This is a genomic window from Kitasatospora sp. NPDC001603 (assembly GCF_040298365.1).
Lineage (GTDB): Bacteria > Actinomycetota > Actinomycetes > Streptomycetales > Streptomycetaceae > Kitasatospora.
On record NZ_JBEPAA010000017.1, the window covers coordinates 63,450 to 75,803 of the forward strand.

Genomic DNA, 12,354 nt, shown 5'->3' on the forward strand with positions numbered 1-12,354 from the left:
GGTTCGCCCGGCCGGCCCGGGGTGGCCCGGCGGGACGGCCGTGGGTCGGGCGGTCATCGCGGGCCACCCCCGCAGGACGGGCCCGGGGCGCTCGGGGCGCGACGGACGGCGGGCACGGACGCGCGAGCGGGCACGAACCCGACACCGGGGACCAGGCAGCCGCACCCTGACACGGCGGCAACCGGACGCCGACAGCGGGTTCGCCCGGCCGGCCCGGGGCGGCCCGGCGGGACGGCCGTGGGTCGGGCGGTCATCGCGGGCCACCCCCGGCGGCCGGATCCGGCGCCGCCGGGGTGGACGCGTCCTCGGTGGAGCCCGTGTAGGGGTCCAGTGCGGCGGGGTCGGTGGTCGGGGGCGGCGGGTCGGCGACCAGGGCGTGCCCGGGGAACAGGACGCAGAGCCGGTCGCCCTCGGCACCGACGGCCCGGCGCCAGAGCGCCGCGGCGGGCCGGGGGCGCGCGGTGGTGGGTACCAGGACACCGGCGTCGAGGCCCAGGTAGCGGGCGCCGTCCGCCCAGGGCAGGTCGGCCTCGGCGCCGAGCACCAGCAGCGCGCCGTCGCCGGCGACCACGCCCAGCCGGGCACCGCCGGCGAGCCGTTCGCGCGCGGCCACGGCCAGAGCGGCCACGGCATCGCCCAGGGCGAGTACGGCGGCGGCGGGCAACGGCGGCTCGCGGCGCTCCCAGCGGAGCGGGACGGACGGCGAGCCGGACGGCGAACCGGGCAGCGAACCGGACGGCGGGGCGGTGACGGTACCGGTCATGCGGGCGCGACCGCCGCGACCAGCTCGGCACGTATCCCGGCCAGGGCCCCGGACAGGTCGGCCGGGTCGAACCCGGCGTCGATCTCCCGCAGCGCGGCCTCCAGCCGCAGCCGGGAGTCCCGCCCCTCGGGGAGGGTGCGGTGCGCGGCCAGCAGCTGCGTACCGGTGCGGACGAGCCGCTCGGCCCGGGCCGCCGAGCTGCGCGACAGCTCCTCGGCGGCGTGCGCGAGGCTGCGGTTGGCGGCCTTCTCGACCAGGTCGGCGAGGGTGTCGCGGGCCTGCGCCTGGGCGTCGGCGGTGGGGGCGACCAGCGGCAGCACCCACAGGTCGCGGGCCGAGGCCGCCGTCCGGCCGTCGAGCACGGCGGCCGCGGCGACGAGCTTCTGCGACCGGACCGCCCGCCGGTCGCTGATCGGCACGCCGGCGGCGCGCAGCCGGCGCAGCGCGGCGGCGACCAGCGGGGTGACCTCGTCGAGGTCGCAGGCCCGGGCGGCGGCGGCCAGCCGGTCGAGCGCGCCGAGCCGGTCGGCCGCCGCCGCGAGACCGGTCGGGCCCATCGGATCGCCCGAACCGGCGAGGTCGCCCGGACCCGCGAGGTCGCCCGGACCCGCGAGGTCGCGCGGGTGGAGTGGGGACGCCGCCGGCCGGCGGCCGGCCTCCAGCAGTTCCTCCAGCCGCGCGTCCGCCACCGGCTCCACGAAGACCCGGGCCAGGAAGCGGTCCGCGAAGGCGGCGAGCGCCGGGTCGTCCGGGAGGTGGTTGGCCGCGCCCACGCAGACCCGCAGCGGGCTGTGCAGCACGGTGCCGCCGCGCCGGAAGACCCGCTCGTTGAGCAGGCCGAGCAGGGTGTTGAGGACGGCGGTGGAGCCGAGGAACACCTCGTCGAGGAAGGCGATCTCGGCCTCGGGAAGCATCCCGGCGGTCTCGAACTCGATCCTGCCCTCGCGCAGTCGACGCAGGTCGACGGGGCCGAACAGCTCGTTGGGCTCGGTGAACCGGCCGAGCAGGTACTCGAAGTAGCGGCCGCCGAGCTGCCCCGCGATCCGGCGGACCGCCTCGGACTTGGCCGTGCCCGGCGCGCCGACGACCAGCAGGTGCTCGCCGGCCACCGCGCACAGGACCACCACTTCGGCCACGGTCTCGCGGTCGATCATGCCCTGCCCGGCGGCGGCGACGGCGTGCCCGATCAGCTCGGCGTCGGCGGCGTCGGCGGCATGGGCGGTTGCGGTGGCGCTGGTCTCGGTCACGAGCACCGGAGTCTACGGGCGGCTCCGAGCCGCCCACCAACCGGTTTCCGGGCTGCCCGCCCGCGGCATCCAGACCCCCACGGGTTCGCTGCTCACCGCTGTGGGAGCGATGCGGGCCGGCCGCTCCGTCACTCTCGGGCCTCACTGCAGGCCCGTGTCGGACAGGCTCCGAATCCGCTCGGTCGCCTTCTTCCGAGAGCAAGGCCCCGACCGCCCGACGAGGTGGGCACTCATCGGGTCGGTGAACTGCCCCGGTGCGTGTCCGGAGGACGTCACCGACCTCGGCACTTCAAGGCGTCGGGTGGTGGGAGGTCGAGGTTGGCGGGGAGCCGATGAGGGAGCCGGCGGGGCGGGGGCCTCATCGGTGCGGGCCGGCGGATCAGGCCTGCCAGTGCGGCTTGCCGCTGACCATGCGGCAGTAGATCACCCGGCCGCCGGCCTCGTGGGTGCTCTTGCCCAGGTCGGCGTCGCGGCAGAACTGGCCCGCCTTGTAGCAGTTGCCGGCGTTGGAGCGGATCTCGCAGTCGCCGGCGGCCGCCTTGGGCTGCGCGGTCGGCTCCGGGTCCGTCGGCGGCTTCGCGGTGGTCGCCTTGGGCTCCGGCGCGGCCTTGGTGACGGGCGGCTGTGTCTTGGGCGCGGCCGACTGGGGCTTGGCCGTGGTCGGCGCGGGTGCCGGCTCCGCGGGCGGCACCGGCGTGGTCACCGCCGACGGGGTCGCCACGGGCGCGGGCGCGGTGGCCACCGGTGCGGGGGTGGCCGGCGGGACGGTGGCGACGGGTGCGGCCGGGGCCGTGACGGCGGGCGGGGAGGCGGCGGTCGTGGCGCCGTCGGCCGGCGTCGGGTCGCACCCGGTCAGCGCGAGACCGACGGTGAGGACGAGTCCGGCGACGGCGGCCAGGCCGCGACGACCGCCGCGCGTGCGTGCAGCCGTGCGGGACGACATTCGTGCGGACGTGCGTGAGGGCATGAGGGGAGACACGAGGGGAGACGCTCCGATCCGATGAAAAGATGTTCGGGATTCAATCAGGGTGACCACACGCCACCAGCACATCCCGCACACTTCGTTGGCAGATCGAGACCTTGCGACCACGGAGCGCGACCGGGCCGCCCGGGGCCGATCACCCAGCGCCGATCACCCACGGTCGACCGGCCCCCACGCCCGTCCGGCCCGCGCGCCGCCGTCTCCGCCGGACAGGTCCTGGATCCGCCCGCCCGGCCGCGCTTGCCGGGCTTCGAACCCCTGTGGTGCGTACGGTCGGTGCCGTCCCGACCGAGCCCGGTCGGCGGGCTAAGGGCGGGTCGTCGTCTCTCGCACGGGCGGGAGTACGAGGACAGGGCGAAGGAGACCGGCAGCCGTGCAACGCAAGTGGTGGACCCTCCTCGCCGTCTCCGTGGCGACGTTCATGCTGCTGCTCGACATCACGATGGTGAACGTCGCCCTGCCGTCGATCCGCAAGGACCTCGGCGCCGACTTCGCCGACCTCCAGTGGGTGTTCGACGCCTACGCGCTCTCGCTGGCCGCGCTGGTGCTGACGGCCGGCTGGCTCGCCGACCGCCTCGGGCGGCGCCGGGCCTTGCCGCCGGCCTGGTGATCTTCTCCGGCGCCTCGCTGCTCTGCGCCCTCGCGCCGAACCCGGCCTTCCTCAACGTGTCCAGAGCGATCCAGGGCGTCGGCGGCGCGGTGGTGTTCGCGGTGTCGCCGGCCCTGGTCGCCCAGGAGTTCCCGCCCGGCCGCGAGCGGGGCACCGCGATGGGCGTCTACGGGGCGACCATCGGGATGGCGGTCGCGGTCGGCCCGCTGGTCGGCGGCGAACCGAGGCCGTGGCGGCCCCGCCCCGCGCAGGCCGTGACGGCCCGGGCCGGAGACTCCTCCGGGCCCGGGCCGTCACGGTAAGGACGCCCCGCGCCGCTAGCCGATCGAGATCGTGAAGACCTTGTCGGCCCCGTCGGCCGCCCCGCCGTTGTTGTCGGCGTTGGTGGTGGTGAGCCAGAGCCGGTCGGCCCCGGGCACCTTGGACACCGTCCGCAGCCGGCCGTAGGCGCCGACGTAGTACGCGGTCGGCGTCCCGACGTTCTCGGTGTTCCCGTCGATCGGGATGCGCCACATCCGCTCACCGCGCAGCGCCGCCATGTAGACCACGTTGCGCACGATCGCGATCCCGCTCGGCGAGGCCTCGTTGACCGGCCAGCTCGCCTTGGGGTCGGTCATCCCGGCCACGCCGCAGGTGCCCTCGCAGGTGGGCCACCCGTAGTTGGCCCCGGGCTTGACCAGGTTGAGCTCGTCCCGCTTCGAGTCGCCGAACTCCGCCTCCCAGAGCCGTCCGTTGCGGTCGAACGCCAGGCCCTGCGGGTTGCGGTGACCGTAGCTGTAGACGTAGTTGCCGAACGGGTTGCCGGGGGCCGGCTTGCCGTCGGTGGTCAGCCGCAGGATCTTCCCGTTGAGCGAGTTCTTGTCCTGCGCCAGCGAGGACGTCTGGGCGTCACCGGTCGACGCGTACAGGTACCCGTCGGGGCCGAAGGCCAGCCGGCCGCCGTTGTGGTAGCGGTTCTTCTTGATGCCCTGGAGCAGCACCTTGTAGCCGCTCAGCGTGGAGCCGTTGTACGTCATCCGCACGATCCGGTTGCCCTCGGCGGCGGTGTGCATGAGGTACACGTAGTGGTTGCCCGCCCAGTCGGGGTCGACGGCGATGCCGAGCAGGCCGCCCTCCCCGTCGGTGGTGACGGCGTTGGGCACGGTGCCGACCGCCGTCTTGGCGCCGCCCGTGGTGAGCCGGAAGACCTTGAAGCTGTCCCGCTCGGTGACCAGCGAGGTGGTGCCGTCCGGCAGCCAGGCGATGCCCCAGGGAATCGTCCACCCCGTGGAGAGGGCGCTCGGGGAGCCCGGGACGCCGCCGTCGGCCGGGCAGGCGCCGGTGGTGAAGGAGACGGGGTCGGACGGCGCCGAGTAGTTGCCCGCCGTGTCCCGGGCGACCACCGAGAGCGTGAACGGCGCGTCGCAGGCGAGCCCGGTGACCGCCGCCGAGGTGGCCGGCGGGGTGCCGGTGACGGTCTTCACGACGGCGGAGCCGCTGCGGATCTCGTACCCGACCACGCCCTTGTCGTCCGTCGCGGCGCCCCAGGTCAGGGTGGCGCCGGTGGCGGTGACGGCCGAGACGGTCGGGGTGCCCGGCCGGCCGGGCGCCGGGTCGGTGCCCGCCGTGGTGGTGCAGTCGACGGCGACGCTGGCCGGCGAGGCGTTGCCGGAGGCGTCGCGGGCGATCACGGTGAGGTTGTAGGTGGTGGCCGGGGCCAGCCCGGTGAGCTGCCGGGACGTCGCGGTGCCCGGGGCCTCGGCGAGCTTGTTGCCGTGCTCGTAGATGTCGTAGGCGGCGACGCCGACGTCGTCGCCGGCGGCTCCCCAGCCCAGCGTCAGAGCGTTCGGCCCGACGGCGGAGCAGCTCGGCGCGCCGGGACGGCTCGGCGGGGTGGTGTCGGCCGCCGCGCCCACCCGGAGGCGGTCGAGGTTGGGGCCGCCGTCGGCGGTGGTGGCGGTGGCCCGGATCCGGTTGGCGCCGGCGGCGAGGGCGACGCCGACGGTCTTCTCCGCCCAGGTGTCCCAGTCGGCGGTGGGCGGGAAGGCGACACCGGCGGCGACGACCTTCCCGTTGACCGCGATGTCCATCGGGCGGTTCGCCGTACCGGCGTTGGCGTACCGGAAGGCCAGCGAGGCCGTCCCGGCCGCGGTGGCGCTCACCGTGAACTCGACGGCGGAGCCGGTGGTGTTGGTGTAGTCGACGAAGCCGGTCCCGGTGTACCCGGTGTGGTTGGTGGCCGTCTTCGCCTGCGCGAGCACGGCGTCCTCGGCCTGGTAGTCGGTGCTCGCCGCCGGGGCGGCGGTCGCCGCGGGCGGCGCCGCCACGGCCCCCAGGACCAGGGCGGCCGCGGCGAGCGCCGCTCCGCCGGCCCGGGCGAGCGCCGTCCGCCGGTGCGCCGCGGCTGTCGTGCGCGGGTGTCCGGTGTCGGTCATCACGGCACCCAGTAGTTTCCGGAGGCGACGATCATCGACTGCAGCTGCACGCTGCCGCCGTAGTAGAGGGCCGGGTCGATCGCGGTGCCGGCCAGCTTGGCCCAGAGCGCGTCCAGCCAGGCCTGCGAGCCCGGGTCGGTCATCGCGGTGACCACGAACGGCGCGGTGAAGGCCATGTCACGGCCGTTCTCGAAGACCGTGCCGTTCAGCTTGTAGCCGGTGGCGATGGTCGCCGGGTCGCCGCCCGTCTTGCCCTTGATCCAGGTGTTGATCTTTCGCGCCGAGGCGAGCGAGGCGGCGTCCCCGCTGGTGACGGCGTCCGCGCCGATCCGCCACGGGTCGCGGCAGGCGTTCCAGCTGTAGTCCCCGTCGTGGGGGCTCTCCAGCACCTCGCCGGCGGCGGGCTTGGCGGTGCCGTTGGTGTTGACCACGAAGTCGGCGAGCAGCCCGGTGTTCGGGGCGTAGCCGCTCTGCTGCTTGGTGATCAGGTTCTGGTGGGCGGTGCGGACGGTGTCCCAGGTGGTGTCGCCGGTCGCCGCCCGGAAGGCGCGGAAGTGGTCGATCATCCAGTCCGAGGAGCGGGTGATGTAGTAGGTGGAGTCGCCCGAGGTGGACCAGTCGCCGAGCCGCATCAGATGGGTCGTGGGGTTGACCTCACTGGCCTTGATCGCGTTGATGTGCTTGACGGCCAGGCCCTTGTAGTCGTACGTCCCGCCGCTGCCCCACTGCCGGTCGGCGAGCAGCAGCCCGTACGCGACGTCCAGGTCCCCGTCGGTCGCCGAGTCGGAGCCGTTGACGCTGCGGCAGGAGGAGTCCTGCTCGGCGGCGAGGAGGTTGGCGTTGTTCACCGACGGGTGGGCGAGCACGAACTTCACCATTCCGTCGAAGACCGTCCGCGCGTTGGCGTCCGCGCCGGCCATCAGGGCGGTGACCACCATGCCGTAGCCCTGGCCCTCGGCGACGTACGGGTGGTCGGCGTCCGGCGAGATGGTCTCGTACCAGCCGTTGCCGCAGTTCTGCCGGACGAAGGCGGCCTTCCAGGCGTTGTACTTGTCGATCACCTGCTGGTCGGTCACGGACTGCGCGCCGGAGGGCTTGAGGGTGCCGGCCGCGTACGGGTAGCGGTGGCTGCCGAACGGCACCGCAGGGCCGCCCGGGGCCGGGCCGCTGCCGAGGTCGACGTCCAGGTAGTCCAGGTTGGCCGTGCCGCCGGTGGTGGTGGAGGTGAGCCGGATCCGGTTGGCCCCGGCGGTGAGCCGGACGGTGAGCGTCGAGGTCGCCCAGGTGTCCCAGCTCCCGGTGGACGGGAAGGCCCGGGCCGGCTCGACCGTGGCGCCGTTGACGGCCACGGCCGCCGGGCGGTTCGCGGTGGTCCCGTTGGAGTAGCGGATGCCGAGCACGGCGTTTCCCGCGCTCGCCGCGTCGACCGTGAACTCGACCCAACTGCCGGTGGCGTTGTCGGTGTTGACGAATCCGGTGCCGGAGTAGCCGCTGTGGTTGGACTCCACCACGCCCTGCGACAGGCCCGCACCCTCCGCCTCGTAGCGGACCGGCGCGGCCGAGGCCGGCGGGGCCGCGAGCAGCCCGGCGGCCAGGCCGGCCCCCGCGACCAGGGCCGCGGCGCGGCCGCGGTGTCTGGTGTTCGGTCGTGTCATCGGAATGCTCCTCAGCCCTGGTACTGGACGACGATCTTGGTGAACTCGTACGGGGACTGCGCGACGCCGCTGCAGGCGTCGGCGTCCGTGCCGGAGCCGCAGGCGCGGTCGCGGTTGACCGACCAGAAGGCGTACCGGGCCAGGTGGTGCTGCTGCGCGTAGCCGAGGATGGTCCGGAAGTCGGCGGCGGTGACCGTCTCGCCCGCCTCGTCGGTCTTCCCGTTCATCGAGGAGACGCCGATGTGCCGGTACGCGGCGTCGTCGCCGTAGCCGTAGGCGCTCTTGACCGCCGCCTTCAGGCCCTCCAGCGCGCTGACCGAGGCCTGGCCCATCGTGCCGCTGTGGCCGCCGAAGTCGAACGGCATGATCACCCAGCCGTCGTTGGCGAGGCCGGCCTGCGCACCGCGCTTGATCAGGTCCTTCCCGGTGGCGTCCGGGCCGCTCGGGGTGGTGCCCATGGTCACGTAGGTGACGATGCCCGGGTTCTTGGTCTTGACGATCTTCAGGGCGTCGACGACGCGCTGACGGACCGTCGCGTTGGAGAACTCGGTGTCCTCGATGTCGATGTCCAGCGCCTTGAGCTTGTAGGCGTCGATCACCTTCTGGTACGCGCCGGCGAGCGCGCTCGCGCTGGAGCACTTCTCGCCCAGCTTGTTGCCGCTCCAGCCGCCGACCGAGATCACCACGTCGCCGCCGGCCGCCCGGATGGACTTGATCGCCGCTTCGTCGGACCCACCGGTCAGCGCCCGGCTGCCGTCCCACTTGGGGTTGCAGCCGCCGTCGGAGAGGACGAACGCCAGGGTGAACCACTTCACCCCGGTCGCCTTCATCACGTCGGTGGGCTTCTGCGGGCTGCCCCAGCCCAGGTACTCGTACGGCGCGGCGGCCATCGCGGGCACGGCCGCCGCCGCGGCGGGAGCGACCGGGGCGGCTTGGGCGGCTGACGTGGCCGGGGCGGCTGTCGCGGTGGTCGCCGGGGCCAGCAGCAGGGCGGCCGAGCCGAGGACGGCGACCACCGACGGGGCGGTCGGACGGACTCCGATAGATATGGGCATGCCAACTCACTTTCGCCGATCCACCGCCTGCGACGGCGGATCGAGGGGGAGACGGGCGAGGCGGAGGGGGAGCGAAGCGGATGGGAGCGAGGCGGAGGGAGGAGCGGAGCACTCGGGGCGGACGGCGGCGACCACAGCGGGCGCCTACAGAATCGGGGCGGCGCGGCGCGCGGTCAATGGCTTTCGTTAGGAAAGTTTCCCAACTGTCACCGGAGTAACCCCCTTGCCGCCCGAGCGGCTTGACGAAATAAGTAATGCTCCCTAACTTGAACCCCCCGGCACCCCGCCCGGCGCCCCACTCCCCCACGTTCGGAGGCCCCGGTGTCCCCCGGCCTTACCCGAAGAATCGGCCTCTTCCAGGCCACCGCGCTCAACATGAGCCAGATGTGCGGCATCGGCCCCTTCGTCACGATCCCGCTGATGGTCGCGGCCTTCGGCGGCCCGCAGGCCGTCATCGGCTGGATGGCCGGCGCCGTCCTGGCCCTCGCCGACGGCCTGGTCTGGGCCGAACTCGGCGCCTCCCTGCCGGGCGCCGGCGGGACGTACGTCTACCTGCGCGAGGCCTTCCAGTACCGGACCGGGCGCCTGATGCCGTTCCTCTTCGTCTGGACGGCCATGCTCTTCATCCCGCTGATCATGTCCACCGGCGTGGTCGGCTTCGTCCAGTACCTCGGCTACCTCTGGCCCGGCATGACGAGCGGCCAGGGCGACCTGGTCGGGGTCGCGTTCTGCGCGCTGGTGGTGCTCCTGCTCTGGCGGCGGGTCGAGAACATCGCCCGGCTCACCACCGTGATGTGGGGGGTGATGATCCTCTCGGTGCTCGCCGTGATCGTGGCCTGCTACACCCACTTCAGCCCGAGCCGCGCCTTCGACTGGCCCGCGCACGCCGTCGAACTCACCCACGGCCAGTTCTGGATCGGCTTCGCGGCCGGCCTCACCATCGGCATCTACGACTACCTCGGGTACAACACCGCCGCCTACGTCGGCGCCGAGGTCCGCGACCCGGGCCGGGTCCTGCCGCGCGCCATCGTGCTGTCCATCGTCGGCATCATGACCATCTACCTGCTGCTGCAGATCGGCGTCCTCGGCGCGATGGACTGGCACGCGATGCTCGACCCGGAGTCGGTGGCCTCCAGGTCGGTCGCCTCGGCGGTCCTGGAGAGCACCTGGGGCAAGGGCGCCGCCCAGGTGGTCACCGTACTGATCCTGGTCACCGCCTTCGCCTCCGTCCTCGCCGGCCTGTTCGGCGGCTCCCGGGTGCCCTACGACGCGGCACGCGACGGCGTCTTCTTCCGGGCCTTCGGCCGGCTCCACCCCAGGCACGGCTTCCCCGTCCTCGGCCTGGCCGCCATGGGCGTACTCACCGCGGCCGGCTTCCTGCTCGGCCGCCACCTCGGCGCCAGCACCGACCACCCCCCGCTGACCCTGCTGATCAACCTGCTCACCACCGTGATGGTGATCGTCCAGGCCCTCGCCCAGATCGTCGCGGTCACCGTCCTGCGCCGCCGCCAGCCCGGACTCGTCCGGCCGTACAGGATGTGGCTCTACCCGGCGCCCGGCATCGTCGCGGCCGTCGGCTGGCTGGTCATCTACGGCTACGCGGACCGCAACGCGCCCGGCTTCCACCCCGTCGAGTGGTCGCTGGCCTGGGTCGTCGCGGGCTGCGGCGCCTTCCTCCTCTGGGCCCGCACCGAACGCACCTGGCCCTTCGGCCCCCGCGAGATCCGCGAGGAGTACCTGACGCCGACCGCCACGGCGGACGCCACGGTCTGACCCGTCCGACGACGGCGCGGCGGCCCCGGAGCTTCGGCTCCGGGGCCGCCGCACCGGTGCCCCGTGGTCCGGGGTGCGAGGTGCGAGTGCGGGGTGCGGGCTCCGAGGTGCGGGGTCAGAAGGCCGCGGCGACGCCCGGGGGCGGGTTGATGCCGAACTCGGACGCCAGCAACTCCACCAGTTCCTCGGGGCTTTCGAGCTCCCGGGCGGTGGTCGTGCCCGCCGCGTCGGTGTGGGTGAAGGTCTTTCCGTCGAGCCGCACGTGATCGGCGGTCCGGGTGCGCTGGAGGTAGAACCGCCGGAACGGCGAGCGCGGGTAGGTGGCCACGAACCAGTTGGACATCGTGAGGTCGGGCGCCGGGACCGGGTCCAGGGTGAAGGCGTGCTGGTCCTCCCAGGCCTCGCCCGTCCTCGCCTGCAGCACCCAGACAGGCGCGGGGCCGTCCGCCTCCTCGACGACCAGCCGGTGGGTGCGCCCGGCAGCCTCGCGAGCTTCACCGGGGATCATCGGGAGCGGCTCCAGCAGCCCGCCGATGGACCCGAATCCGACGTCGACGAGGTGGCGGCCGGATTCGCCGGGCACCTGGACGGCCAGCACCATATGGGTCCGCGGTCGGATCTCCCCGGCACGCGCGCCGACCCGCACCCGGCCGGTCAGCCGGGTGACCCCGAAGCCCAACTCGTCCAGCACCGCGGCGAACAGGGAGCTGTGTTCGAAGCAGTAGCCGCCGCGGGAGCTGTCGACGAGCTTCGCCTGGAGCTCACCGACATCCAGCGAGGGCACCGAGCCGGTGACCACGTCGAGGTTCTCGAACGGGATGCCGAGGATGTGGGCACGGTGCAGGGAGCGAAGGGTCGCGGCGGTGGGCGCGGACTCGCCCTCCCATCCGATGCGGGCGAAGTACTTCTCCAGATCGACAGTCATTCCACCACGGTACGGACCGAGCGGTCCGGCCGGCCTCCGCCGCTGGTCCCGGTCGCGATCGGCCGAGCGGCCTAGGCTCTGCCGCCGGGTCGGTCCCGGCTGGAGGATCATGGTCCGGCCATGAACGGCGGGAACACGGACGACTACGCGCGGTTCCCCGCCGCCCAGGGCGCCCCCGTCCCGACCCGGCACCGCGATGCGAGAGAATGAACCCATGAACGACGACCAAACCCCACCCGCCTCGGCGATCGAGCGCCGGCAGCGGCTCCTGGACATCATGCGGAAGGACGGCGGCACCTGGGACTGGCACCGGGCCCGCGAGACCTACCTGCCCCGCCCGGACCCGCGCACCGTGCGCCGTGACCTCCAGTTGCTCGCCAAGGCCAAGCAGATCTTCCGCGCCGAGGACGGTGGGTACCAGGCTGTCGGCTAGGCGCGGACCGGGGCCCGCGCCTAGGCGGCGCGCGGGCTCCTCGGCCGCCGGGTCGCCGACACGGGCACGGAAGTCGGCGACCGTACGGTGGACGGCGGCGGCCTGCTCGTACTGTCCGGCCTCCGCCAGCGCGTCACCGGCCTCCTCCAGCACCAGGTGGGCGGCCAGCTCGTCGCCCAGACCGAGCAGCCCCTCGGCCGCCTCGGCCAGGAGGCTCAGGCCCAGGTCACCGCCGGCCCGCCCGACCAGGCCGAGGGCGATGAGCTCGCGGCGCCGGTCGCCGGCCTCGCGGAAGGCGTGCACCGCGAGCGCGAACAGCGCTCCGGCGGGCACCGCCCGGACCATCAGGTCGAGGCAGAATCCGTGCCGCCGACGGGGCGAACCGATCGCGAAGGCCGCGGCCCGCCCGATGCGCTCCCCCGGCCGCTCCCACCCCTGCCCCGGCCGGCCGGACCTCCGGATCGGTCGTGCCGAGCCCATGACGCTACCTCATATTC

Annotated in this window: 9 protein-coding genes and 1 pseudogene; 3 read left to right on the forward strand and 7 right to left on the reverse strand. The window is 74.0% G+C overall.

Features of this window, described 5'->3' with window-relative positions; genetic code table 11:
* Positions 1–250 precede the first annotated feature (250 nt).
* The 3 genes from ABT263_RS13920 to ABT263_RS13930 form a co-directional block, all read right to left on the reverse strand.
* Entirely contained in the window at positions 251–763 is a 513-nt protein-coding gene (locus tag ABT263_RS13920; RefSeq protein ID WP_352290723.1) for a bpX5 domain-containing protein, read from the reverse strand.
* A complete protein-coding gene (locus tag ABT263_RS13925) occupies positions 760–2,010 on the reverse strand; it encodes an AAA family ATPase (protein WP_352290724.1) in 1,251 nt (416 codons plus the stop codon). Before ABT263_RS13925 ends, ABT263_RS13920 begins: the two co-directional genes overlap by 4 nt.
* A 379-nt stretch (positions 2,011–2,389) precedes the next feature.
* Positions 2,390–2,953: a hypothetical protein gene (locus ABT263_RS13930; protein ID WP_352290725.1), complete on the reverse strand. Its 564-nt coding sequence runs from the start codon at positions 2,951–2,953 to the stop codon at positions 2,390–2,392.
* A 481-nt stretch (positions 2,954–3,434) separates the two neighbouring features.
* On the opposite strand from ABT263_RS13930, the pseudogene ABT263_RS13935 reads away from it, so the two are divergent.
* Positions 3,435–3,904: pseudogene (locus ABT263_RS13935) on the forward strand (MFS transporter).
* A gap of 15 nt (positions 3,905–3,919) precedes the next feature.
* On the opposite strand, the gene ABT263_RS13940 reads toward ABT263_RS13935, so the two are convergent.
* The 3 genes from ABT263_RS13940 to ABT263_RS13950 are packed head-to-tail and all read right to left on the reverse strand — an operon-like array spanning position 3,920 to position 8,726.
* The gene (locus ABT263_RS13940) at positions 3,920–6,016 is read right to left on the reverse strand and encodes a PQQ-dependent sugar dehydrogenase (protein WP_352290726.1); all 2,097 of its coding nucleotides are present in this window, start codon (positions 6,014–6,016) and stop codon (positions 3,920–3,922) included.
* On the reverse strand, positions 6,016–7,671 hold the full coding sequence (locus ABT263_RS13945) for a glycosyl hydrolase family 8 (RefSeq protein ID WP_352290727.1): 1,656 nt from the start codon (positions 7,669–7,671) through the stop codon (positions 6,016–6,018). The genes ABT263_RS13940 and ABT263_RS13945 overlap by 1 nt, the downstream gene beginning before the upstream one ends.
* A gap of 11 nt (positions 7,672–7,682) precedes the next feature.
* Positions 7,683–8,726: a chitinase gene (locus ABT263_RS13950; protein WP_352290728.1), complete on the reverse strand. Its 1,044-nt coding sequence runs from the start codon at positions 8,724–8,726 to the stop codon at positions 7,683–7,685.
* A gap of 321 nt (positions 8,727–9,047) precedes the next feature.
* On the opposite strand from ABT263_RS13950, the gene ABT263_RS13955 reads away from it, so the two are divergent.
* On the forward strand, positions 9,048–10,499 hold the full coding sequence (locus ABT263_RS13955; protein ID WP_352290729.1) for an APC family permease: 1,452 nt from the start codon (positions 9,048–9,050) through the stop codon (positions 10,497–10,499).
* Positions 10,500–10,614: 115 nt separating this feature from the next.
* Here the strand turns inward: ABT263_RS13955 and ABT263_RS13960 are convergent, their stop codons facing one another.
* On the reverse strand, positions 10,615–11,424 hold the full coding sequence (locus ABT263_RS13960) for an arylamine N-acetyltransferase family protein (RefSeq protein ID WP_352290730.1): 810 nt from the start codon (positions 11,422–11,424) through the stop codon (positions 10,615–10,617).
* A 214-nt stretch (positions 11,425–11,638) separates the two neighbouring features.
* Here ABT263_RS13960 and ABT263_RS13965 point away from each other — a divergent pair, with 214 nt between their 5' ends.
* Entirely contained in the window at positions 11,639–11,857 is a 219-nt protein-coding gene (locus ABT263_RS13965) for a hypothetical protein (RefSeq protein WP_329491412.1), read from the forward strand.
* Positions 11,858–12,354 lie beyond the last annotated feature (497 nt).